The sequence below is a fragment of the Blastomonas fulva genome (genome assembly GCF_003431825.1).
GTDB classification, from domain to species: domain Bacteria; phylum Pseudomonadota; class Alphaproteobacteria; order Sphingomonadales; family Sphingomonadaceae; genus Blastomonas; species Blastomonas fulva.
Genome location: NZ_CP020083.1, coordinates 1,226,233 through 1,251,813, shown reverse-complemented (window position 1 = coordinate 1,251,813; position 25,581 = coordinate 1,226,233). Strand labels below are relative to the sequence as shown.

General features: G+C 62.3%; 13 protein-coding genes and 3 pseudogenes. 8 read left to right on the top strand and 8 right to left on the bottom strand.

Annotation, left to right across the window (positions count from 1 at the left end; all coding sequences use genetic code 11):
* Positions 1-204: 204 nt before the first annotated feature.
* The 3 genes from B5J99_RS05825 to B5J99_RS05815 form a co-directional block, all read right to left on the bottom strand.
* Positions 205-1,434, bottom strand: a complete 1,230-nt coding sequence (locus B5J99_RS05825) for a hypothetical protein (RefSeq protein WP_117351849.1) — start codon at positions 1,432-1,434, stop codon at positions 205-207.
* On the bottom strand, positions 1,434-2,531 hold the full coding sequence (locus B5J99_RS05820) for a hypothetical protein (protein ID WP_117351848.1): 1,098 nt from the start codon (positions 2,529-2,531) through the stop codon (positions 1,434-1,436). The genes B5J99_RS05825 and B5J99_RS05820 overlap by 1 nt, the downstream gene beginning before the upstream one ends.
* A gap of 85 nt (positions 2,532-2,616) precedes the next feature.
* The gene (locus B5J99_RS05815; RefSeq protein ID WP_117351847.1) at positions 2,617-3,633 is read right to left on the bottom strand and encodes a glycosyltransferase family protein; all 1,017 of its coding nucleotides are present in this window, start codon (positions 3,631-3,633) and stop codon (positions 2,617-2,619) included.
* A 682-nt stretch (positions 3,634-4,315) separates the two neighbouring features.
* Here B5J99_RS05815 and B5J99_RS05810 point away from each other — a divergent pair.
* The 7 genes from B5J99_RS05810 to B5J99_RS05780 all read left to right on the top strand — a co-directional run bounded on the left by B5J99_RS05810 (position 4,316) and on the right by B5J99_RS05780 (position 18,203).
* Positions 4,316-10,111 carry a filamentous hemagglutinin N-terminal domain-containing protein gene (locus B5J99_RS05810; RefSeq protein ID WP_117351846.1) on the top strand — a complete coding sequence of 1,932 codons (5,796 nt, stop codon included), beginning with the start codon at positions 4,316-4,318 and terminating at the stop codon, positions 10,109-10,111.
* A gap of 224 nt (positions 10,112-10,335) precedes the next feature.
* Positions 10,336-11,898, top strand: coding sequence for a ShlB/FhaC/HecB family hemolysin secretion/activation protein (locus tag B5J99_RS05805; RefSeq protein WP_162892473.1), 1,563 nt, complete (start codon positions 10,336-10,338; stop codon positions 11,896-11,898).
* Between the two features lie 249 nt (positions 11,899-12,147).
* Positions 12,148-13,377, top strand: coding sequence for a glycosyltransferase family 4 protein (locus tag B5J99_RS05800; protein WP_162892472.1), 1,230 nt, complete (start codon positions 12,148-12,150; stop codon positions 13,375-13,377).
* Between the two features lie 298 nt (positions 13,378-13,675).
* Positions 13,676-14,656 carry a polysaccharide biosynthesis protein gene (locus B5J99_RS05795; protein ID WP_281273079.1) on the top strand — a complete coding sequence of 327 codons (981 nt, stop codon included), beginning with the start codon at positions 13,676-13,678 and terminating at the stop codon, positions 14,654-14,656.
* On the top strand, positions 14,653-15,789 hold the full coding sequence (locus tag B5J99_RS05790; protein ID WP_117351842.1) for a polysaccharide biosynthesis C-terminal domain-containing protein: 1,137 nt from the start codon (positions 14,653-14,655) through the stop codon (positions 15,787-15,789). Before B5J99_RS05795 ends, B5J99_RS05790 begins: the two co-directional genes overlap by 4 nt.
* Positions 15,786-16,940: a non-hydrolyzing UDP-N-acetylglucosamine 2-epimerase gene (wecB, locus tag B5J99_RS05785; protein ID WP_117351841.1), complete on the top strand. Its 1,155-nt coding sequence runs from the start codon at positions 15,786-15,788 to the stop codon at positions 16,938-16,940. The genes B5J99_RS05790 and wecB overlap by 4 nt, the downstream gene beginning before the upstream one ends.
* A gap of 36 nt (positions 16,941-16,976) precedes the next feature.
* The gene (locus B5J99_RS05780) at positions 16,977-18,203 is read left to right on the top strand and encodes a glycosyltransferase family 4 protein (protein WP_162892471.1); all 1,227 of its coding nucleotides are present in this window, start codon (positions 16,977-16,979) and stop codon (positions 18,201-18,203) included.
* A gap of 75 nt (positions 18,204-18,278) precedes the next feature.
* Here the strand turns inward: B5J99_RS05780 and B5J99_RS05775 are convergent, their stop codons facing one another.
* The 4 genes and pseudogenes from B5J99_RS05775 to B5J99_RS05760 form a co-directional block, all read right to left on the bottom strand.
* On the bottom strand, positions 18,279-20,138 hold the full coding sequence (locus tag B5J99_RS05775; protein ID WP_117351839.1) for a hypothetical protein: 1,860 nt from the start codon (positions 20,136-20,138) through the stop codon (positions 18,279-18,281).
* 1 nt (position 20,139) lies between these two features.
* A pseudogene (locus B5J99_RS05770) lies at positions 20,140-21,238 on the bottom strand (IS3 family transposase).
* 138 nt (positions 21,239-21,376) lie between these two features.
* Positions 21,377-22,735 carry a bifunctional UDP-N-acetylglucosamine diphosphorylase/glucosamine-1-phosphate N-acetyltransferase GlmU gene (gene glmU, locus B5J99_RS05765; protein WP_117351838.1) on the bottom strand — a complete coding sequence of 453 codons (1,359 nt, stop codon included), beginning with the start codon at positions 22,733-22,735 and terminating at the stop codon, positions 21,377-21,379.
* A 72-nt stretch (positions 22,736-22,807) separates the two neighbouring features.
* A pseudogene (locus B5J99_RS05760) lies at positions 22,808-23,020 on the bottom strand (phosphoglucosamine mutase); the annotation flags it as partial.
* An 82-nt stretch (positions 23,021-23,102) separates the two neighbouring features.
* On the opposite strand from B5J99_RS05760, the gene B5J99_RS05755 reads away from it, so the two are divergent.
* Entirely contained in the window at positions 23,103-24,140 is a 1,038-nt protein-coding gene (locus B5J99_RS05755) for an IS110 family RNA-guided transposase (protein ID WP_117351837.1), read from the top strand.
* A gap of 268 nt (positions 24,141-24,408) precedes the next feature.
* Here the strand turns inward: B5J99_RS05755 and glmM are convergent.
* Positions 24,409-25,542 (bottom strand): annotated as a pseudogene (gene glmM, locus B5J99_RS05750) (phosphoglucosamine mutase); the annotation flags it as partial.
* Positions 25,543-25,581 lie beyond the last annotated feature (39 nt).

The window sequence follows — 25,581 nt, the reverse complement described above, 5'->3', positions numbered from 1 at the left end:
CCGCCTGTCTCGCTCTCCGCCGATTCAATGCCCCACTGTGGGTGCTCGCTGGGCAAAGCGCCAATCACACTTTTGCCAAAGTAGTGCTAGGGGAAATTCAACTTGGTTGTCTGCGGCGATAGTCACTCCGAACCGTCGCGATGACCAGGTAGCGGCGATCTGCCGAGCAAGATGACGACCTTGCCCGAACTGACTTGCCCGAAGTCATGAGCGGCGGATCCCGTCGGCGGGATCTGCTTGGCGGCCCAGCTTGTGCCTGAGATACCCGTAGCAAAGGCCGATCTGCACCATCGCGGCACTGATCTGGAACAGATAGATTACCGCTTCGCGCGCCAACGGGAAGGTCGACCATGCCAGCAGGGCAGCGGCGAGTGTCGGAACGATCGCGACCAGCCCATAGACATGGGGCGGCTCGGTCCGCAGGATGACTATCGTCGCATAGGATGAGCCGATCCGCAGGATATCGACGATCGACTGGATGATGATCGCGATGCATAGTCCGATCCATCCCATCGCGAGATAGCCGGTCTGGTCGTGGGCGAACGCCAGCGCGGTGCACAGGGTCAGGAACAGCGCGGCCATGATGCCCAGCGCCAACCGGGTCATCCGGCTTTCGACGATGGCGCGCACGCTGAGCTGCTGGGTAGCGATGGCGTTGAACATGATCTGCAGCACGACATCGGACACGCGCAGCGCAAAGAAGCCCGACGCGGCGATCGCGGCGTTGCTATGCTCGGACCAGAATTCGCGGAAGCTGAACACGATGAAAATGTTCAGGCCATTGATCACGCCGATGGATGCGGTGCCGCCGATCAAGCTCGCGAACGACTCCGGCGCCCCGTCATCTGCCATATCCGGCGTCATCGCGCCTGCGACGAGGCAGGCCGTGACGACGAAGATGACGATCTGCGACAGGCACCAGATCACCACGATAAGGTCGGCGGACAGCCCGGAAAGGCCCAGCAGCAGCGCAGTCGCGACGAGGCTGAGGACACTTGCGGGTCCATAGGCCTGGCCCGGTCGGCCATCGGCGACCAGAAAGCCTTGCACCAGCGGTGTGAGCGACGCGCCGACGGCGCCCACCAGCAGAAGGTCGATCTTCCACACCGCGGATGTCAGCGTGCCGGTCAGCGAGGACGGTAGAACGGCGTGCACCAGGATGGCAGCGATCACCGCCAGCAGAGCGGCATAGCCGGCATAGGCCGTCAGGATCGATCGAAAATTGCGGGCGTTGCCCGCCGTGATGCCCTTGATGAACCCCGCGCCGGAAATCAGGATCGAGAAGACGGTCTGCAGCATGAGGAGCTGAAACAGTTCCACCGACGCTTCGGCCTTGTGCGACGCCACGGTCGAGACCGAGATGGCTAGGCCCAGCGCGGACCTTGCCCCGACCGAGATGACCAGATGCCGCTGGCTGTAGATTCTCGCAAGCATCAGCGGCGAACGGCGGCAAACAGCACGGACCTGATGATCGGTACGTACAGAAAGACGACCGTGGCCACCACCCAGTCCACCGAGATGGCGATCTGCATGTTGGCGGAGCTGAAGATGAAGAACTGCGTGATGATGATCAGCGTGCAGAGCGAATAGATCGATCGGGCCTTGATCCACTCCGCTTCCGCAGCCTTGAACACGATGCCGATCACCAGGAAGAAGAACGGAACCCCGAAGAAGGTGAAGTCATTGGCCAGGATCGGGTAGACCGATGTCCACTGCGCCAGAGGATCCCAGCCGATGCCGTCAAGCGCATACTGATAGTCGCGGACGGTACATCCGAGATCGAAATTCGAGCACAGAATGCTCTTCACTGGTGGCAGGTGCCCCACGCCCATGCCCCAGTCAGCGTCGAGCCCGAATGTGAGCCCGAGCGCATAATAACCCTGGGTGATGTAGCTGGTGATGAAGACGTAAAGGATTTCGAGCGAGGGCGAGATCGACCCGAGCGTCCCCTGGAAATCGAAACAGGTGATGCGGTCGGCAAGGCATGGCGGCAGATACCCGCCATATCGATCGACGCGGCGCACGAGGAACAGGAACAGGAACAGCGGCAGCATCAGCGCCACGGTCCGGCGGTTGATCATTCCCTTGTAGAACATGGCCACGAACACGAGGATGGCGAGGTCCATCAGCTCCTTGTCGGTACCGCGCATCATGCTCGATGCCGCGAAGGGGAAGCCGATCAGCGCCAGCTTCTTCCAGTCCTTACCCAGCGATTCGCAGAAGATGTAGAGAATGAGCGGGAAGATCGCCATCTTCACGATGGTGATCAGAAACGCCAATATGCCGCCGTCCGCCTCGGCCGATTTCTTGTAGAAATCCTCGTAGATGTTCCCGAATTCGAGCGAATAGTCGAAGGGATTGAAAATCAACTTGCCCGAAAGGATGCGGACCTGCTCGGCGGACAGGATGATGAACAGGACAATCAGGAAATATTGCAGACCGTTGTTCAGCTTGAAAACGGGACTGGAGAAGGCGAGGCGCCGACCGAACAAATGGGCGCCGAAATTGAAGAAGGCGACGCATGTCAGCACATAAAGCGCTATCGTCGGATCGTCCCGATTGCCCCAGGGAATTGGGCCAAAGTAGAACAGGAGAAGCGTGAGCGCCGTCCAGAGGTTAAAAAACTTTAGCAATTTTGTCCCATTTCAAATCTAATGCCTGGAATGTCGACGGCAGCTGCAGGTCCAGCCCGTCGCACAGCCTTGCCACATCCTGCCTGAAGCCATCGGCCGCCTCTGGTCGCGTGATATCGATGGCCACCTTGCCGATAAAATATTCGTCGAGAAAGGACACCTTGGGGCCGAAATAGAGCATGGGGAGGCCCAGCGACAGATAGAACAGGCTTTTCGAGGGGGCTGCGGGCAGCGGATATTCCTGTTCCAGGCAGATCAGCGCAAAATCATAGTTCTGCGCCTCTTGAATCAGTTCGGCCTGCGGCTTGAGGCCGTGATAGATCACGCGATGGCTGTCTTCGAAGGCAGGGGAGAGCTTCTCGACAATCTCGCCATAGATGTGCAGTTCGACTCGCGGGCCGAACACATCGATCAGCCTGAGATAGGCCGCTTCAAGCCCGCGCGAGGCGAGAACCTGACCGGTGAAGAGGACCCGCACGGGATCGGCCACCGGCTGCGGCTTGCGGTGGATTCTCTGCAGCGTCGGCCAGAGCGGCAGGATGCCGACCTTGTGCCGATGCTTGGCGAGGCTGGGCGCGTGAAGATAATCGGTGCTCGGTACCCAGATCCGCGAGGCCAGCCGCAACCCTGCGCGCTCGAGCCAGTCGTGCAATGCGATCGACAGGCCTTGCTTGCCACCGGACGCGTGCACCTTGGAATCGGGATAGATGTCCCAGACGAACACGGCGGTCGGTCGGCCGAGCAGCTTGCAAGCGAGCAGGATCGGCAGCGACAGCGCCGCCGATGCATAAACCACGATCCGGTCGTGCTGGCGTGCGAGGCGCCAGTCCTCGGCAATCTGGCGCAGGCCATATCGCAGCTTGTTGGCAACGCCGGCAGGAAACTGGCGAATCTTGAAGACGGAATCGACATGGCTGCTCGCGGCATCGGCCAGCTTCTTGAACAGCATGTTGGTGGTTTGCTGCTCTGATCCGAAACCTAGAAACAGGACGCGCTGCATGCCATCACTCTCGTGCCGATGCGCGTCCCCTGCCACATATGCCGGGACATGCAAGCCAAAACTGGGCTGCGCGCCAAATTGACGGCGCCCGCGGCAAGGGCCTTGGGCCGGGGATCGCGTCCATCTTGCAGGGGGTGGTGGCCGATCGCTCCAGTTTGGCTGCGATCGGTCTTGCGATGCCGCTCCGGCGTCTTATAGCTCGGTCGTTGCGATGGCCATCGCTGTGCTGATGACTGCTCTTGCAGCCCCGCCAGGCCCAGGGGCGGACGGCCGCCCTGAGCCGCAAGGCAGGTTTGCCTCAAGGCTGGTGCCTGTGGTGCGCTGGAATATCGCTGTCGTGACCTCGACAAGCGATATTCGGGAGTTGGACTAGCGCGAATTGATACCGAGCGCGCTCGACAGATTCTGCAGTAAGCAAGCCTCGCCGCTCAAAAGCCTTTGGCCAGATGCTCTACGTCATTCAAGCATTGCAGGATCACCATCGGACCCGCTATTCTCTTTCGGGTCGCAAAGGGTTGCAGAATTTCTGAATTCATAGTTTGCATAATCAATAAATTATGCAACATTATCAACCATTCAGCATTGGCGGTGGGACTTCTGTCCATCGCGGCGCAGGGGGTTCTTCAAGTTGAGTTCATGGTCTTGCAGATGCCAGCACTGCTGGCCGCTTTTCGCGCTTTCGATGGTCTATCTGCCCGGTTCGGCCCTGGCGCAGGCTGTGCCTGTCGGCGCCGAGCAAGCCGAAATGGGCGCGCGTTCCACGCCCGGCCTTGCGTCATCGGCAGCCACTGCAGCCGCTGCGCGTTCGGCTATGCCGTCCGGCGGGCGCGTGGTCAGCGGTTCTGCCGTGGTCACGGTCGGCGGGCCGAAGGCGCTTGTGGTCAACCAGAATTCGCGGCGGGCAATCCTCGATTGGGAAGGCTTCTCGATCGGGAGCGATGCCAAGGTCCATTTCAACAATGGATCGGGCGCCACGCTCAACCGGGTAACGGGTACGTCGGTCTCGTCGATTGACGGCCTGCTGAGCGCATCCGGCAGCGTCTACCTGATCAATCCCAACGGCGTCGTTGTGGGCCAGGGCGGGGTGGTGAATGTAGGTGGCTCGTTCGTGGGGTCGACGCTTGATGTCGATGTCGGGCGTTTTCTGGAAGGGGGCGCCATCCGCCTCTCCGGCACGAGCACGGCGGCGCTGGTCAATTACGGCCGCATCGGATCGCTGGGCGGCGATATCAGTCTGGTCGCGGCACGGGTCGAGAATCGCGGCAAGCTGGAGGCGGCAAACGGCGCGGTGGCCATGGCTGCCGGCTACGACGTCACCCTTACCGATTCGGCGGTCGCAGGCGGCATGCTTTCGGTCCGGGTTGGCGGCGGCGACACCATGGTCCGCAACCTCGGCGACATTTCGGCGGCGATGGTCGAGGTGCGATCCAATGGCGGAAATATCTATGCACTGGCCGGCAATACCGGCGGAACCATCCGGGCCACCGGCGTGGAAAGCCAGGGCGGGCGGATATTTCTGGTCGCGGATCGCGGGTATCTGCAGGCTAGCACCGCGCTGAGCGCGAGCGGTGCGGGCAGCTTTGTCGAAACCTCGGGCGCGACGGTCGATTTTACCGGCGCCACTGTCCAGGCCGACAACTGGCTGATCGATCCCAACGACATCATCATCGATGCAGCGGCCGCCGCGACCTTGTCGTCGAACCTCGCCTCGACCAATGTGGAACTGCGCACCATCAAGGAGAGCGTCGGCGGCAATGGGGACATCTTCGTCAATTCTGCCGTAAGCTGGAATTCGGGCCGGACGCTGACACTGAGCGCCTATCGCAATATCACGGTCAACGCCAATCTCTCCGCGACGGGCGGCGGCTCGGTAATCCTGCGCGCGGACAACGAGGGCACATCCATCGGGACGGTCAGCTTCGGCACCGGCGCGCAAATATCAACAGCCGGTCGCGTCGACATTTTCTACAACCCCGCCAGTTATACCACTCCGAACAGCTATGCGACGCGGGTCACCGGCGGTGCGCTGTTGACCAGTTACATGCTGGTGAACACGGCCAGCCAGTTGCAGGCAATCAATACCAATCTGACCGGCACCTACACGCTTGGCCGGGATATCGATGCCAGCAGCACCGCCAGCTGGAATGCGGGGGCCGGCTTCGCACCAATCGGAACGGCGTCGAGGAGTTTCACCGGCATTTTCGACGGCAGGAATCTGACGATCCGGGGGCTGACGATCAGGGGTACCACCGATGGCTATTACGGCCTGTTCGGGGTCAGTGGCGGGACGATCCGCAACGTGCAGCTGAGCGGGGTCAATATCGAAGGTCGCGATGTGGTCGGCGGCTTGGTCGGATCCAGCGACGGCACCATCGACAATGCGCATGTCTCAGGGCGCGTGCATAATCTGGGAGGTTGGTCGGTCGGCGGTCTGGCGAGCCAGAACTGGAGAACTGCGGTTATCAATGGCTCCAGCTTTACCGGTGATGTCAGCGGCACCCAGACAAACTGGATCGGAGGGCTCCTGGGGTGGAATAGCGGAGCCACGGTGCGTCAGTCCAGCTCGAGCGGAACTGTGCTGGGCGGGGTAGGAGCGCAATCCGTCGGCGGACTGGTAGGCAACAATTCTTCCCGCTCGGGCATCGAGAACAGCCAGTCAAGTTCGGCGGTCACCGGTACCAGCAATCTGGGTGGTCTGGTCGGCTTCAATGACGGGTTGATAGCAGGTTCGCGCGCCAGCGGCGCGATCAGCCGGACGATCATCACGGGCGGCAATACCGCCGGAGGCCTTGTAGGTTTTAATGCAAGTTCCGGAACGATCCAGGGTTCCTTCGCGACTGGAAGCGTTAGCGGTGACCTTACTGGAGGCCTTGTAGGGGCTAACCAGGGCATCGTCAGTGCAAGCTATGCGACCGGCGCGGCGACCGGCACGGGGTCGACCGGAGGGTTGGTCGGCCAGAATAGCGGTACGGTGAGCTCGTCCTATTCATCGGGTGCCGTCAAGGGCAATACAGCAGGTGGATTGATTGGAGCCAATCTCGGTCTGGCGGAGGATATCTACACCATCGGAACCGTGTTACTCCAAGGCAGTGCCGGGGGGGGGCTTGTCGGCCAGAATTCGGGCACTGTCAGGCGGGCATTTGCCACCGGACGCGTTCAGGGCGCCGGAAGCTGGTTTGGCGGTCTTGTCGGCTTGAATGCCGGCACTGTCGAGAATGCCTATTGGGATGTCGGAACGACTGGCTTCAGCGCTGCCGTCGGCGCTTCTAACACCGGCGCCAACCTGACCAATGTGCTGGGGCTTGGCGGCACGACCGGCAGGAGCGTCTATGCTCCATCATCCTATGCGGGCTTCGACCTGGCAAATAGCTGGTTCATGATTGAGGGCGCGACCCGCCCATTCCTGCGATCGGAATGGTCCCAGACGATTACGAACGCCAATCAGCTCCAGCTCATCAGCATGGACCTCAACAAATCCTATACGCTGGCGGGCAATATCGACCTTGGCCTGGTCAAACAGGATGGCGGGATGTGGAACCCGGCGAACGGATTTGCCCCGATCTGGGGCGGCACGTCCGGCGGAGCGATTGTCCCATTCGCGGGGAGTTTCAACGGGTCGGGGTATACGATTTCGAACGCATTCGTTCAACGCTCATCGCAATATACCGGTTTGTTCGCCGCGAGCAGCGGCACGATCCAGAACCTCACCCTGACCGGGACCTTCCGCGGAACCGAGTCCGTCGGAAGCGTGGTCGGGTACAATATCGGGACGGTCAGCAACGTCCATGTCAATGCCGATGTGACCGGCTCCAACTCGACCGGCGGCATCGTCGGAAGCAATGTCGGCTTCATTCGCACTTCGAGCTCAATCGGTCGGGTGACGGGCGCTGCGGGCGGGATCGTCGGCTGGAACGGAGGAGAGGTGGCCGACAGCTATTCGGGCGCCGCCGTCAGCGGAACCACTGCCGGGGGCATTGCTGGCTCGAATTTCAACGTGGGTGTAATCCGCCGGAGTTATGCGATCGGCGCCGTCGGGTCAGGCGGTGGCGGCCTGGCAGGCTATAATTCGGGACAGATTTTCGATTCGGGATGGGACCAGCTGGCTACCGGAACCACTGTTCAGGTGGCCAACAATGTGGGGTCGCTGACCCGCGTCTTCGCCTTGAGCGGAACCGGCGGCCTGTCTCCGTTTGCATCGACCAGCTATGGCAGCGGTTGGGACTTTAGCTCGGTCTGGTACATGATCGAGGGCGAAACGCGCCCCTTCCTGCGGTCGGAACACACACGCTTCGTGAGCAACGTCAAGCAGCTGCAGCTGGTTCAGCTCAACCCCAAGGGCACATTCAGCCTGCTGGGCAATATCGACGCCAGTTCAACCGGTCAGTCGAGCGGAATGTGGCGCAGCGCTGCCGGGTTCGTTCCGATCGCGGCCGCAGGCGGCTTTGGCGGTACGCTGGAAGGCAATGGCTTCGGCATCACTAACCTGAAGATCGTCAGGGCAGCCGACAATAATGTCGGCCTGTTCAGCGAAATCGGATCGACCGGCGTCGTGCGCGGGCTGACGCTTTCGGGCACGTTCGGCGGCGCGATGAACGTGGGTGCGGTCGCAGGGTCGAATCGCGGCCAGCTCAGCCAGATCGTGACCTCGGGCAGCGTCACCGGCGACGTGCACGTCGGTGGGGCGGCGGGCCTCAATTTCGGCGATATTCTGGATTCGCGTTCGGCCTCGGCTGTCGAGGGCAGCGAGGTAGTCGGCGGCCTGGTCGGCGTCAATGCCGGCCTCGTACGCGCGGGGCAGGCGACCGGCAATGTACGAGCGCTCAGCAATGCGGGCGGGCTGATCGGGATCAATCACGGCACCGTGGACGGCGGCACCGCCTCCGGCAGCGCGACCGGGAGCTTTGCTATTGCAGGGCTGGTCGGCACCAATTTCGGAGCGATCACCAGTGGCGTCAGCAGCGGTACGGTGGGCAACGGCTACCATCTTGGCGGGCTGGTGGGCGTCAACTGGGGCACGATTCTGAATTCGCGATCGAGCTCGAATGTCGAAGGCTTCGAAACGCTGGGCGGTCTGGCCGGCGCCAATGCGGGCACGATTAGCGACAGCCAGGCAACCGGCACGGTGAAGGGCCAGAGCAGCACCGGCGGCGCGGCCGGCATCAACTCGGGCACGCTGCTGCGTGTCATCGTGTCAGGCGGTGTCACCGGCGCCTTCGCCACGGGCGGCCTTGCCGGAACCAATTTCGGAGCGGTCAACGCCAGCACGGCGCAGGGTGCGGTTTCCGGAGCCCTGAACACCGGCGGGCTGGTCGGGATCAACCGCGGCGGCATCGTGCTCAGCGTTGGCAATGGTCGCGTCACCGGCAACGTGCACGTCGGTGGGGCGGCGGGCCTCAATTTCGGCGATATTCTGGATTCGCGTTCGGCCTCGGCTGTCGAGGGCAGCGAGGTGGTCGGCGGCCTGGTCGGCGTCAATGCCGGCCTCGTACGCGCGGGGCAGGCGACCGGCAATGTACGAGCGCTCAGCAATGCGGGCGGGCTGATCGGGATCAATCACGGCACCGTGGACGGCGGCACCGCCTCCGGCGGCGCGACCGGGAGCTTTGCCATTGCAGGGCTGGTCGGCACCAATTTCGGAGCGATCACCAGTGGCGTCAGCAGCGGTACGGTGGGCAACGGCTACCATCTTGGCGGGCTGGTGGGCGTCAACTGGGGCACGATTCTGAATTCGCGATCGAGCTCGAATGTCGAAGGCTTCGAAACGCTGGGCGGTCTGGCCGGCGCCAATGCGGGCACGATTAGCGACAGCCAGGCAACCGGCACGGTGAAGGGCCAGAGCAGCACCGGCGGCGCGGCCGGCATCAACTCGGGCACGCTGCTGCGTGTCACCGTGTCAGGCGGTGTCACCGGCGCCTTCGCCACGGGCGGCCTCGCCGGAACCAATTTCGGAGACATCATCGGCAGCTCGGCATCGAGCCGGGTCGATGGCGCCACCTGGACCGGCGGACTGGTCGGGTCCAATCAGGGACGCATCCTCTCCGTTTTTGCGTCGGGCATCGTCAACGGAACGGTCAGAGTCGGCGGTCTTGTTGGATACAACAAGGGTTCGGTCCGTGGGGCCTATGCCACCGGGGCCGTGACCGGCACCCAGTTTGTCGGTGGTCTTGTCGGCGACAATGAGGCCGGTATCGAGCAATTCTATGCAACGGGTATTGTTACCGGGGCGGAGTCCGGCGCGCTGATCGGACGCAATTCGGGGCAGCTCAAGTTCGGATACTGGACCCGTCAGACCGCAGGTCAGGGCGCGATCGGAACGAATTCGGGCACGCAGCTGCAGGTCGAGCAGATCGGAGGCGATACGGGCAGGAATCCGAATGCGGCTGCAACCTACACAGGCTTTGATTTCAACACGCTCTGGATCATCGTCGAGGGGACGAACCCTCCGACGCTGAGGGTCGTTTCGTCGCCGACGCCGTGACAGGCCGCATTCGGGAAGGGGTGCGCCTTCCTCGATGGCCTGAGCCTTCGGCGACCCTGCCCGGCAAATGCACTGGACCAGCCATGCCCGCTCGAACCTCTGTCTTTTCAGCAGGCGCTTGTCTGTTTCTTGGCGCGGCCTGCACCCCGGCGCTGGGCCAGGTAATAGAGCGTTACACACCGCCCGGGCAAAGTGCGGTGCCCGCGCCTGCGCTCGATCGCCCCATGGCTTCCGAAGGCAGCAATGACGAGGCTCCGCTGGGCGTCGTTCTGCGCGAGATTGTCGTGCAGCGCGTACCCGACGATACAGATGCGACGCAGACAGAGCCGCATAGGGACAAGCTTCATAAGAAGCTGAGGCGGTTGATGGGCCGTCAGCTTTCGCGCGCCCTGATTGCCAACATCGAAGCGGCAATCGTGAAGCACTATCGCGATACGGGGCGACCCTTCGTCTCGGTCACGAAGCCACCGCAGGAACTGACCGGAGGTTCGCTTATCGTCCAGGTGACCGAATTCCGGATGGGTACCCTGCGGGTCATCGCGCCCGACGAGGAGGAGTCCTCGTTCGTCAGACGCCGCATCAGGCTTGGCAGCGACGATCGCATCGATGCGCCGGACCTGATTCAGGATCTAGAATGGCTGAACCGCGACCCGTTTCGCCGGGTCGAAGTGCGCTTCTCTCCGGGATCGGGTTTCGGGCAGAGCGACCTTGAACTGACCGCGACAGGGCAGCGCCCGTTTCGCGCTTTTGCAGGTTACGCCAATTCGGGTCCGCGAGGGCAGGACCGCGATCGGGTCTTCGGCGGGATGCAGATCGGCGATCTCGGCTCCCGCGGCTCGCTCTTCTCCTATCTGCTGACGCTCGATCCCGACAGTCTGGCGCATCCGGCGCGCTGGACAGGGCGCAACCGCGACGATCGCAGCTTTGTCAGCCATAGCGGATTGGCCATTGTCCCCGTCGCACCGCGCCAGGACATTCTGGCCTCCGTGAACTGGATCCGGTCCGATCAGCCGGTCGAAGCGTTTTTGGTCCGGCAGACCACGATCGAGGGCTCCCTCGTCCATCGTCACGGAATCGAGATCGCGGGCGCAAGGGGAGACCTAACCCTCGGGTTGGAACTCCGCAGGCAGGTCAGAGATCTGGTTTTCGACGAGACGCGGGTGTTCCGCTCCGCGGCGGACGTGGCACAGCTGGCATTGGGCTGGAGCGCGAGGGGCAATATCGGGCGCGCCCAGTTCGGGTACACGCTTTTCGCCCGGGTCAGTCCGGGCGGGATAACATCGGGCAATAGCGACCGGGCTTTCGCGCTGTTCACCGAACGCGCGGCCACCACCGCCCGTTATGTCTATGGCGGGATGGACTATTGGGCGACCGTTCCGATCCGCCAGGGCTGGGTACTGTCGTCCTCCTATCGGGTGCAGGTCAGCAGTCACCGGCTGCTACCCAGCGAGCAGTCAATCCTGGGCGGGGAATTTGCGGTGCGCGGCTATGGGCTGGAGGATGGCGGCTTCGACATGGCCGCTGTCAGCCGCAACGAGCTACAGCCACTGTCCGTGCGCTCACTTTCCGGGTCGCAGGTGCAGCCCTTCGCGTTCCTCGACGCCGGCTATGGCAGGAATGCGGGCGACCGGCGGTTCGCGCGCGCTGCTGCCGCAGGGCTGGGGTTCAATGTCCAGGTTTCGACGAAGCTTTCGCTCGCCATGGCCATGGCCATGCCGCTGGTCGATGGGCCGGCGACGCGATCGGGGGACCTGCGCCTGCATATCAGGGCAGGCCTGTCCTTCTGAGCCGGTGGCGGGCACCGCATGCCGGATCGATCCTGCCGGGCCGGATACACTATTGATCGGGATGCACTTTCCACCTAGACGCCGTGCGCCGTGGCTAAGCCGCTCCCGGCGAACCGGAAAGCGTGTTCTGACCGCGACCAATGCCGATGATATGTCGCACTGCTTGGCTGTGGGGAGTGGGCTGGACCCAGGCCCGCATTCCGTGAGCGCAACGTCTTCGAATTTCAGGGCTGTTTGATGCGAATCTTGATGATCACGACGATTTACCCCAGCGATCCCGGCGCTAGCTCGTATCTGACGAGCGAACTGGCCGACGCCTGGCAGAAGGCAGGGCACGAGGTCGAGGTCGTCGTGCTGCAATGGGCTGTGGCCCAGGCGTCCACGCCCGCGAGTATCACCTTTCCGACGGGTGTCCGGGTTCATTATTTCTATCCGCCGCAGGTCCGCCTGTTCGGCAAGATATCCGAACGGCTGCTGCGCTGGGGACTTTCGTCGTGGCTGCGCAAGCGCCAAGTGCTGGACGCGCTGGAAACCGAGAGCTTCGATCTGGTCTTCACCTATTCGCCCCTGACCGCGATCGCGTCGCTGGCGAGCCATTTCACTGGTGCTGGCAAGGCCGCCAGTTGCGTCTATGTGGTCGACTTCTTCCCGATCGCGCATCGCGATATCGGTCTGATCCCCCGGGGGCCCATTTTCGATCTGGCCAAGTGGCAGGAAACGAGACTTCTGCAGCGCTTCGACGCGATTGCGTGCATGTCGCCGGCCAATATCGCCTTTCTCAAGGCCCATTACGAAATCCTCGACAGTCAGACGGTTTTCGAGCGCATGCTGTGGGGCCAGCCGCCATTGGCATCGGTGCGCGACCGCGATGCCGTGCGCGCGCAGCATGGTCTCGACCCCAAGGCCAAACTTGCGCTGTTCGGCGGGCAGCTGGTCGAAGGGCGAGGCCTCGATGACATTATCGGCGCGGCGCGGCTGGCCCACCAGGCCGGCAGCGACGTGCATTTTCTTGTGCTGGGCGATGGTCGCCTGCGGGACATGGTCGAGCAGGAGGCGACCAGTGGCCTGAGCAAGCTGACCTATCTGCCTCCCATCGACAGGGATTCGTACCTCCAGCTCGCTTCGGCCTGCGATGTCGGACTTGTCGTGACGGTCAGCAACACGACCGTCCCCACCTTTCCTTCGAAGTCGATCGACTATCTGCGCGCGGGCATACCCATTGCGGCGGCAACCGAGGCCGGTACCGATTTCGTGACCTTTATCGAACAGCATTCGGTCGGTCGTGCGACGCTGGCGGGCGACCCCGCGGCCTTGCTGGCCTGTGTCGAATCCGCATCGCGCCTGCCGGGAACGCGCGAACAGATCCGCGACCGATGCTGGCAGGTGTGCGAAAACTATCTCTCGGTCGATCGCGCTGCTGGCGAGATCATCGAAACGCTGGCCCTCGTGGCCGAACGGAAAGCGCCCGCCCGGGCCTAGCACGGGCGCAACCGAACGCCACCGGCCGTTGTCTGCCACGGCCGCTTGTCACCGTCCCTCCGCGCGCGGGCCTCGGCCTGCGCGTTACCGCGATGCTTCGGGGCATGTCGCACGAGCCTGACGGCTGCCGCAACAGAGCCGCCCCCACGCCCGGGTTTCGATGGTTTGCAGCTTGCTTCGCCCTGCAAGCGTGGCTAGAAGCCGGCGCCAGTATCAGAAACCCGCATTTCGAGGTCCAGCTCCAATGGCAATATCAAGCGTACTAATCACAGGTGGAACCGGATCCTTCGGAAAAACCATGCTGAAGGGTCTGCTTGAGGCAGGGGTCGAGCGGGTCCACATCCTCAGCCGGGATGAAGAGAAGCAGGATGCGCTGCGCAACCAGCTGAGCGATCCGCGGGTGAAATTCTATATCGGCGACATTCGTGATCGCACGAGCGTCGACCGCGCCATGGCCGGTGTCGATGCGGTGTTTCATGCCGCAGCGCTGAAGCAGGTTCCGTCATGCGAATTCTTTCCACTGGAAGCTGTGCGCACGAACATCATCGGATCGGAAAACGTGGTCCGGGCTGCGATCGACCTCAAGGTGAAGAGCCTGGTCTGCCTGTCCACGGACAAGGCGGTGATGCCGATCAACGCGATGGGCCTGTCAAAGGCGATGATGGAAAAGATCGCGCAGGCGGCGGCGCGCGAGATCGGACGATCCGCTGCCACCACGATCAGCTGCGTGCGCTATGGTAACGTCATGTACTCGCGCGGATCGGTTATTCCGCTCTTCATCCGGCAGATCAAGCAGGGCCTGCCGATCACCGTGACCGAGCCCAAGATGACCCGGTTCCTGATGCCGCTGCGCGATAGCGTTGCACTAGTGCGCTTTGCCTTCGAAAACGCCCGCCAGGGAGACCTTTTCATCAAGAAGGCGGCGGCGTCCACCATCGCCGATCTGGTACAGGCCCTGATCGAGCTGTTCGGCGTTCCCGACCACCCGGTCAAGGTGATCGGCTGGCGCCATGCCGAAAAGCTCTACGAAACGCTGGCCAGCGCGCAGGAGCTCGCCTCGGCACAGGACATGGGCGACTATCTGCGCCTGCAACTCGACGAGCGCGATCTCAACTATGCCGCCTTTGTCAGCGAAGGCGAGGAATCGACGGTCACCTTCGACGACTATCATTCGCACAATGCCGAGCAGCTCGACATCGAAGGCGTCAAGGCTCTGCTGCTGTCGCTGCCCGAAGTGCGCAGCGAGCTCGAGGGCTGGGGCAAGGCTGCCGCGGCATGAAGATCGTTGTAACCGGCGCAGCGGGCCTGCTGGGTTGGCATACGGCGGGCCGCCTGCACGCACAAAATTGCGGGGCACGGTTCGGCGGAAGGCCTGAACCCTATGACCTGGTCTTGGTGGACCGTTCGGTTTTCGACGATGCGGCGCTGCTGGCACAGGCAGTTGCCGGTGCCGACGGAATCATCCATTTTGCCGGCGTCAATCGCGGCGAGGAGGCCTATGTCGAGGCTGCCAATCCCGCAATCTCGCAGCGCCTGATCGAAGCCTGCCGCAGCGCCGGCAGCAGCCCGCACGTCGTCTATGCCAACAGCACGCATTCGCGGCTCGGTACCTTTTACGGCCGGTCGAAGCGGATCGCCGGCGAGTTGCTCGCCGAAGCCTTTCCCCGCTACACGAGCCTGGTCCTGCCGCATATCTTTGGCGAACGCGCGCGTCCCTATTACAACAACGTTACCGCGACGCTGATCGACCAGCTGTGGAAAAAAGAGACGCCCCAGATCAATCCGGAAGGCCGGGTCGAACTGCTGCACGCGGGATCGGCCGCGAACACCGCGATCGATGCGATCCTGAACGGCGTGACCGGCGAGATCAGCCCTGCCGGGCGGCCGATGACGATCGTCGAGCTTTATGATCTGCTGAAAACGTATCACGAGAGCTATCAGGCCGATATCTTTCCCGATTTTGCCGATGAGTTCGATCTGGCGTTGTTCAACAGCTATCGCACCGGGGGCTATCCGGCGCATTATCCCAAGGCCATGGCACCCAAGAGTGATCATCGCGGGACGCTGTTCGAAACGGCCAAGGGGCTGGGCGCATCGCAGAGCTTCATCTCGACGACGCTGCCCGGCAAGGTCCGGGGCGACCATTTCCACACCGATCTGGTCGAGCGCTTTCTGGTGGTCAGCGGCCGGGCCACGATCCGCATCCGCAAGGTGCTGACGGACGAGGTCCATGCGTTCGAGGTCGATGGCGACAACCCCGTGGCGATCGACATGCCGCCGCTGCACACCCACCATATCGAAAACAGCAGCCAGCACGACGTGACCACCTTCTTCTGGGCCCATCGCCTGTTCGATGCGGGCAATCCGGACACATTTGCCGACCCCGTTCTCAAAGAGGCAGTTTCAGTATGAGCAAGTTGAAGGTCATGACTGTGCTCGGGACCCGTCCCGAGATTATTCGCTTGTCGCGCGTCATGGCGCGGCTTGACCAGCATTGTGATCATCGCGTCGTTCATACCGGCCAGAACTGGGACTTCGAACTGAACCAGGTCTTTTTCGACGATCTGGGCGTGCGCAAGCCGGACCATTTCCTGGGCGTGGATACCTCCAGTCTCGGTGCGGTGCTGGGCGGCATCCTAATCGAGACGGAAAAGGTGCTGAAGGCCGATCGACCGGACGCGCTTCTCGTGCTCGGCGATACCAACAGCGCCATTTCCGCAATCATGGCCCGCCGCATGAAGGTTCCGATCTACCACATGGAGGCCGGAAACCGCAGCTTCGACCGGAATGTTCCCGAGGAAACCAACCGTCGTCTCGTGGATCACATCTCGGACTTCAACCTGGTCTATACCGAGCATGCCCGGCGGCATCTGCTGAGCGAGGGTATGGCGCATCGTCGCGTTTACCTGACCGGTTCGCCCATGCGCGAGGTTCTGGAGCATTATCGCAGCCGGATCGACGCATCCGACATCCTGAGCGAACTCGAGCTCGAGCGTGGACGCTATTTCATCGTCTCGATGCACCGGGAAGAGAATGTCGACAGCAAGGACCGGCTGCGGTCGCTGATCGAGACGCTCAACGCCCTGGCGGCGCAATATGACATGCCGGTGATCGTCTCCACGCATCCGCGGACGCGAAACCGTCTCGAGGTGCTCGAGGGAATCACGCTGGATCCGCGGGTCCGCTATCTCAAGCCGTTCGGCTTTCACGATTACAATCATCTGCAGATGCACGCCAATTGCGCCATTTCGGACAGCGGGACGATTGCCGAGGAAAGCTCGCTGCTGGAATTCCCCGCGATCACGCCGCGTGATGCGATCGAGCGTCCCGAAGCGCTGGACACCGGAAACATCATCGCCACCGGGCTTGACCGGAATACGATGCTGGCCGGAATCGAGGCGGCCATTTCGATGCACGCCGAGCGGCTCGAAGCAGGCCGGGAACGCGTGGTCCCGCAAGATTATGCGATCGCCAACACATCGGAACGCGTCGTCAAGCTGATCCTCGGCACGGCAAAGCTGTCGAACCAGTGGGATGGCATCCGGATGCATGACTATGTCTGATGCTCTGGTGGGCGGGCCAAACCGGCGGTATTGTGCGTGCGCATCCTGTACCTGACCCAATGGTTTGATCCCGAGCCTGCCTTCAAGGGCGCGGATTTTGCTGCGGCCCTGGCCGCACGCGGACATGATGTCGAGGTTGCTACAGCCTTTCCGAACTATCCGGGTGGCAAGCTCTATCCGGGTTATCGGATCCGGCCCTATGCCAACGAACGCATTCGCGGGCTGAAGGTGCATCGCCTATGGGTCTATCCGTCCCACGACGCCTCCTCGTTCGGCCGCATTGCCAATTATCTCAGCTTCTTCGTCAGCGCGCTGGTCTTCGGGCTGCTGCGTGCGCATCGCTATGACGTGATTTACGTCTACCACCCTCCGATCACGCCTGGCGTTGCCGCAGCCCTGTTCGGCATGGTCCGCCGCAAGCCGATGGTGATCGAGATTCAAGACCTCTGGCCCGACAGCGTGATGGCGTCGGGCATGGCCGGCGGGCGTACCGACAGGATCCTCACCAGCCTGTGCAGGTTCGTGTACAGGCGCGCGTCGCATGTGATTCCGCAGTCCGACGGCATGCGCGCCAGATTAATCGAACGGGGCGTTCCCGAGCAGAAGCTGACGCGAATCTTCAACTGGTCGACCTATCAGGCGCCGAGCGCCGCGGCGCCGGCGCTGCCGGACAAGACGCACGTGCTCGGGCCTGCCGGGAGGTTCAACATCATCTATGGCGGCAATCTGGGCCAGGCCCAGGCCTTGTCGAGCGTCATTCACGCGGTCGCCGCCGCAAGGCGGATCGAGCCGGCCGTGCATCTCCATCTGTTCGGCCATGGGATTGAAAGCGGCCCGCTGGTAGAACTCGCCAGTTCGGTCGCACCCGATGGCGTGACGCTCCACGGCACGGTCGATCGCGTGGCGATGGACCGGATATTCGATCTGGCCAATGCGCTTGTTATGCATCTAAAGGATGATCCGCTGTACGAGATAACTCTACCGTCGAAGATGCAGCATTATCTCTCATGTGGCAAACCAGTGATCGCCGGTATCCGCGGGGAAGCTGCCAAGCTGCTGTTGCAATCAGGCGCGGCGTTGGTGACCCAACCTGAAGATGTCCAGACTATGGCTGATGCAATGGTGCAATTGGCTCGGATGTCCCCCATCGAACTCCAAGCCATGGGACAGCGCGGCAAACGATTTTATGAAAGCCATATGGCTTTTGACTTCGCTGTTGATGAAACGCTCGGCATTCTTTCTAGAGCTGTTTTGGTGGAGTAAATTCCACCAATAAAATTAGGCGCGTATCTTGATTGCTCTTGAGTTGTCTGCGCGAGACATGTTGTTCTTGAGTTCTCAGTAGCTTGGGTCATAGCCAGATCGCTTTGCGTCAAAGCTGACGCCTGACAGGCCGACATTGCCAGCTGCAGTGGTAGTGGCAACCATCGCTCCGTTGGGTTGAATGACCCCGGTAGCGCCATGCACATTGAAAAAGGTTACTTCGCTGGGCCGGAAACCGTCTGGCAGTCTCGCGATCTGGATCTCCGCTGCCGCGCCCGGAGCGACGGCATATCCGTTGAAGGTCACACGATCGTGTTCGTCTTTGCGGACGTAGAAAGTTGCAGGGCAAGTCCAGCCATTTTGCAGCACGGTGGGGGACGCACCGCCGAGCCTATCTGCGCGAAGCCGAACGCCGCGCGTTCCAGTACCGTTATCCTCGACATCCAGCAGGCCGTTCACGTCATCGGTGTTGGCATCGTAGAGATCGGGGTAGATGACGTGACCGCCCGTCCCGCGCTCGCCGCGTAGCAGCTGGCCTGAGCCGATTGTCGTATAGCGCACCCCGGCGTCCGCAATCTTGATGTCCTTGATCTGCGCTCTGGAGAAGGTGTTGCCTGCTCCCAGCAGCAAGTCTTCGACCTTCTTTCCCGGAGCCGATTTGGCGTAGATGTGGTAATCGACCCGCTTCGCCCCACCGAAGTTGTTGCCCTTTATCGACACGCCTCGGCTGCCGTAGCTCTGAGTGGAGATGATGACCGATGCGCTGTGCTCGTTCTGGTTGGGGCCAAGCGCTTCGACCTGCTCGATCTGGTTGGAATGGAAGTCGATCTGGCTGCCGCCAAGCACGATCATAGCCCCGTCGCGCGCGACGATGATATTGTTCTTGATAGCGGTCTTGAATGCACCGCCGGCCAGGTTTGCCACCACACCGGGCTTCGTCCCTGTCATCAGGCCGTTCAGGAAGCGATTACCATCAGCACATCCGTTGAGGAAGATGCCGTTGTTGGTATGGCAGGAACTGAAGGTATGGAGATGGGTGACCAACCCCTCGATGTTGATCCCGTAGCCCGTCGAATCATCCTGAGCGCCGAAATAGCCATTATTCACAACACACTGCAGGTTACCGATCAAAGGGGCTGCGTTCTTGATCGTAAGCGCATGACGTGCGGCGTAGCTAAAGGCCACTTCGACATTCATGTTGTCGAACCGCAACCGCCGCACATCACCTTGGGCAAAAGGCATTTTCTCGATTGCGACCGTCCACACATCAAGGCCTGGATCGTCGAAAATACCAATGACCGCGGCCCCCGGATCGAAATGGATATGAACCCCACGCCGCTGCACGATCGGCACTTCCGTGTAGTAGAAACCCGTAAAGCGCAGCGTTGATCCCAGCGGAGCTTCCTCAAGCGCGCGATTGATCTTCGCTCCGGTTCCGGGAATGTAAACAGGGCTCGGCACCACACCCCAATCAGACACCGAAACCTGCTCGCCCAGCTTGGCTCGGAGATCAACGTCAACGCTATGGGCGGTGCCGCGATTGAAGACCTTTAACCGCGCCAGCACCTCGTCCAGCCTGCCATCGGCGGTGCCGATCTGCTCCGCCCCGGCCTCACCCGAGAGTGACACGGGCGTAAGAGTGCGCGCAACTTCGACCGAGCCGCCGGCGGTGCGCTCGCGGTACAACAGGTTGCCGTTGGCATCGTTGACCGAGAACAGGCCGCCGGGCGCGGTCGCCGCCTCGCCCGCGGCGATTGCTGCGGCCATGGTGCCGTAGGTTGCGGTGCCATAAAAGTTCGACGCGGCCAGCGCGGTTGCAGCGGCAAGCTCTGCAGCATCGACATGCGGCGCGACCGATGCCGCAACCAAGGCACCCACTGCACCCCGCCGTGTGACGCCATTTTTCACCAAGACCACCTGTTCGCTGCCGTCCAAATCATCGGCAGGAGTGAGAGCGCTGGTCTAGCTCACGAGTCAATACCCCTGTCGTTGAACGATGACCAAAGCGGGTAGGATTGTACGGGGAACTGGCCTGCTGCCGTTCGGTCTTGAGCGAGGAGAAGAAGCTTTCCATGGCGGCATTTTCCCAGACATTGCTGGACCGGCTCATCGAGCAGGTGACGCCATTGTCAGCCATCAGCCGCTGGAACTGCTCACTGGTATATTGGCTGCTCTGGTCCGAATGATGCAGCAGGGCATCTGGCTTGCCCCGCCGCCAGATCGCCATGATCAGCGCGTCGGTAACGAGCTAGGTTGTCATGGTGTCGCTCATCGACCAGCCGACCACCCTACGGGAGTACAGGTCGATAACGGCCAAGTAGAGCCATCCCTCCGCAGCGCAGATATAGGTAAAGTCGGCCACCCACTTCTGGTTGGGCCTGTCTGCCGTGAACTGGCGATCCAGCACGTTGCCTGCGATGACCGAGCGTTCGCCCTGATCTTTCGGCAGTCCGCGACGAGCGGGCCGCGCCTGCAGCCCCAGCGGCGTGCATGAGCGGTTCGACCCAATGCAGGCCGCAGGAGATACCTTCGGCGAGCAGGTCGTGCCAGACACGGCGGGCACCGTAGGTGCGGTAACTGCCAACATGGCTGGCTTTGACCCTGGCGCCGATCACCTCGCCATCGCGAGCATGCTGCGAAGGCGCTCGGGTGAGCCAGGCATGAAACCCGCTTCGCGAGACACCGAGCGCCCCGCACATCCATGCCACCGGTCATATCCCTCGGTGCTTCGCGATGAAGGCGAACCTCATTTCGAGTCCTCCGCGAAGTAGGCGGCGGGCATTCTTAGGATGGCGCTCCGCCTTCAACTTGGCCACCTCGCGCCTGGAACGATCGATCTCCAACTGCTCGGGCCTCATCTGCCCGTGCCCGGTGAATGCGTGTCCCGGATCGGCGGCAAACTCCTTCACCCATTTGCGCAGTACGGTCTCGTGCACACCCAGATCACGAGTAGCCTGCGCAACTGCGCCCCCGCGCTCGCAAACTAACTTCACCGCCTCAAGCTTGAACTCGCGGCTAAATTTCCTTCGTTGCATTGTGGACCTCCGATAGGTGGAAACATCCTATTTCGGTGTCCTCCCAACCGGCAGCAGGCAAGCGAGATGGCTCCAAATGAAACAGCAGTCCATGAATAAACGAACTTTTAGGTACATCTCTTTCCAAGTCGTGATTGCTCATGCGCGCAGGTTGGCCTCGCTCCGCATCGCGTCGTGGAAGCGGTCGGCCCAGCCGGGTTTGACCAGTTGCTCGGCGCGGACCAGGCGGAGTTCGCCATCGGCGACGTCGCGGCTGACGGCACTGCCTGCCGCGACAATGGCATCACGGCCAATCTTCACAGGCGCGATCAACGAGCTGTTCGATCCGATGAACGCGTTCTCACCGATCACGGTCTGGTATTTGAAATAGCCGTCGTAGTTGCAGGTGATCGTGCCTGCGCCGATATTGGCGTTTGCGCCGACAGTCGCATCGCCCAAATACGTCAGGTGGCTGGCCTTGGCGCCGGGACCCAGCACCGCCTTCTTCATCTCGACGAAATTGCCGACCTTCGCCCCCTCCTGCATCTGTGCACCGGGGCGCAGCCGCGCGAACGGGCCGACCGAGCAGCCGCTGGCGATGGTTGCCCCTTCGAGATGGCTGAAGGCGTGGATCACGACATTGTCGGCGATGGTGACACCGGGGCCGAACATCACATTGGGTTCGATCACCACATCGCGGCCGACAATCGTGTCGTGCGCGAACCATACTGTTTCGGGCGCAACCAGGCTCGCGCCATCGGCCATCGCCTGCGCGCGGCGGCGCGCCTGCCAGATGGCCTCTGCTTCGGCGAGCTCGGCGCGGCTGTTGATCCCGATCAGCTCGTCGGGGTCGGTCTCGACCACCACCGCGCGGTCGCCGTCCTGGATCGCCAGCATCACGATATCCGGGAGATAATACTCGCCTGCCGCATTGTTATTACCGACGCGGTCGAGCAGCGACCAGAGGTCGGCGGTGCGCACCGCGGTGACGCCGGAATTGCACAGCTTGACGCCGCGCTCGTGATCGCTCGCGTCCTTGAACTCGACCATCTTGGCGATATTGCCCGAAGCATCGGCGATGATCCGGCCATAGGCCTTGGCGTCATCGGGCGTGAAGCCCAGCACCGCAACGCGTGGGCCGTCCGCTGCGGAAAGCCGATCGGTCAGGCGGCGAATGGTGTCGGGTTGCAGGAACGGCGTATCGCCGAAGCACACGATTGCGATGCCATCGAAATCGGCCAGCGCCTCCCGCGCCTGCAACGCGGCATGCGCGGTGCCCAGTTGCTCGGCCTGGTGGGCGATGGCGACGCCGCGCGGCGCGACCGATGCCTCCACCTGCTCGCGTCGTGCTCCCACAACGACGACCTGGCGCGCGGCCCCCGCCGCGCTCAGGCTTTCCAGCAGGTGATGCAGCATCGGCAGCCCGGCAACAGGGTGTAGCACCTTGTGCAGATCGGACTTCATCCGTGTGCCCTGGCCCGCCGCCAAAATGATTGCAGCCAGCGCCTGCTCAAACATTTTCTGCTCACTCCACTTAGCGATAGATCACAAAATTTATAACAATCCAGCATCAGTGCACTTGGTACAATATCAGACCGCAACCTCTGTCACGATAGCACAAACTCGATCGACAACTGCCTCGACTTGCTTGGCGTCGTCGCCTTCGGCCATCACGCGGATCACAGGTTCGGTTCCCGAAGGACGGATGACCAGTCGCCCGCGTCCGCGCAGTTCGTCTTCGGCTTCCGCGATGACCTCCTGCACACGCGGATTGTCCAGCGGCTTGCCACCGGCAAAGCGGATGAGGTGGATGGCTCCCGCTCACGGCATCTTGGTGCCAATATGGGTTGCTGTCATGCAAACCCGAGCAAAGGAGCCACCCGTCATGGAGATTAGCACAATCGGCCTCGATCTGGCCAAGAATGTTTTTCAGGTTCACGGCGTGAGCGCCACCGGTGAGGTGGTGCTCCGCAAGACACTGCGGCGAGCGCAGGTCTTGCCGTTCTTCGCAAAGCTACCGCCGTGCCTGGTGGGCGCCGAGGCCTGCGGGACGTCGCATCACTGGGCGCGCGAGCTGACGAAGCTCGGGCACGAAGTTCGGCTGATGCCGGCGTCTTACGTGAAGCCTTACGTGAAGCGCGGCAAGAACGACGCTGCCGATGCCGAGGCGATCTGCGAAGCGGTGACGCGCCAGACGATGCGGTTCGTGCCGATCAAATCGCGCGAGCAGCAGGCCGCGCTGTCGATCCACCGTGCGCGCAGCCTGCTGATCAAGCAGCGCACGCAGCTGGTCAACATGATGCGCTGCGTGCTTGCCGAGCTCGGCATTGCGATCCCGGTCGGCGTTGAAAAGGCGTTGCAGATGGCGCGAAAGATCGTCGATGGTGAGGCCGAGCTAGATCTGCCGGACGAAGCGGCGAACGTCGTCGGTGTGCTAGCCGGGCAGGTGCTCCAACTGCACACACAGTTGCGCAAGCTCGATCTTCGTCTTGCTGCTCTGCAGCGCAGTGACGAACGGGCCCGGCGCCTTGCAACGATCCCTGGCATCGGACCCGTTGGCGCTACTGCGCTCGCCGCATCGGTAGGCGACGCCGCACAGTTCAAGTCGGGACGACAGTTCGCAGCCTGGCTGGGGCTGACACCGCGCCAGCGATCGAGCGGTGGCAAGGAACGCCTCGGGCGGATCACCAAGATGGGCGACAACTATCTGCGCCAGCTGCTCGTTGTCGGTGCAACCGCATTGATCCGATCTGCCAGGAGCAAGCCCGAGACGGTCGATCCGCGCTTTGTTGCTCTACTCGCCAGAAAGCCCGCGCGCGTCGCCTCGGTTGCCATCGCCAACAAGATGGCGCGGATCGCATGGGCGATCATGGCGCGGGGCGGAGTCTTCGAGCGCGGTCATGCGCCGATACTGGCTGCATGAGAGATCAAGAGCTTAGCTGAGGAGATCAGCTTCACGACGTTGTGAGAGCAAAGCGATGTGATGGAACGAACCGGTCGGACCGGGAACAAGGACAACCCAACGAATGGCGAAGGCGTTACAGCCTGCAAAGCCGATCGGGACCATGTTCGCGGACCCCATCAGGGCCAGCAGTCCATGCCGACTGCATCAACAGGCCGGACAGACGACTGCACCCGACCCATCACCTGATCATCACTTTATGCTTGCAACGCGGGAGCCATCCACAGAGGACATTCTTGAGCAGCTGCGGCACCGGATCGAACACGTGGAGCAGGTCGCTCGCAGGCTTGCCTTCGCGCACCAGCTCGGCCAGCACCTGCAGCGCAGCGACCGTGCCGTCGCCGGTTGTCGCGTGGTCGAGCAGGATCATGTGCCCCGATTGCTCGCCGCCGACATTGTAGCCGCCGGCCCGCATCGCGCCCAGCACGTAGCGGTCCCCCACCTTGGTGCGGATCAGCTCGAGCCCCTGCGCCTGCAGGTACCGCTCCAGCCCCAGGTTCGACATTACGGTCGCGACCACGCCTCCGCCGCGCAGTCGACCCTGCCGCGCCCAGCTGGCACCGATCAGCGCCATGATCTGGTCGCCGTCGACGACCTTGGCCTGTTCGTCGACCACGATCAGCCGGTCCGCATCGCCATCCAGCGCAATCCCGATGTCCGCGCCAGATGCGACGACACGCTCCTGCAGCGTCTCGACATGGGTGGAACCGACCCGGTCGTTGATGTTGAGGCCGTTGGGGGTCACGCCGATGGCCACAACCTCCGCCCCCAGCTCCCAGAAGGCCGATGGTGCGACCTGATACGCGGCGCCATGCGCGCAATCGATGACGATCTTGAGGCCATCAAGTCGCACCTGGTCGGGTAGCGAATTCTTGATAGCGTGAAGATAGCGGCCACTTGCATCCTCGATGCGGCGCGCCCGGCCGATGGCCTCTGACTCAGCCAGCCTGGGATTGCCTGCGTCCAGCAGCGCCTCGATGCGTAGCTCGTCCTCGTCCGAAAGCTTGAAGCCATCGGGGCCGAACAGCTTGATGCCATTGTCCTGGAACGGGTTATGGCTGGCGGAGATCATCACGCCAAGGTCCGCGCGCATCGAGCGGGTGAGCATCGCCACCGCCGGCGTGGGCATCGGCCCCACCAGGACCACGTCCATGCCCACGCTGGTAAAGCCTGCGACCAGCGCATTTTCCATCATATAGCCCGAGAGCCGGGTATCTTTGCCGATCACGACCCTGTGCTTGTGCGCGCCTCGGAGGAAATGCTCACCTGCCGCCTGGCCCACCGCCATCGCCATCGCTGCGGTCATGAAGCCACTGTTAGTGCGCCCGCGAATGCCGTCGGTGCCGAAAAACTTGCGCGTCAAGACTTTGCCCTCCCATTTGCGGCTTAGCCCGTAGCGGAT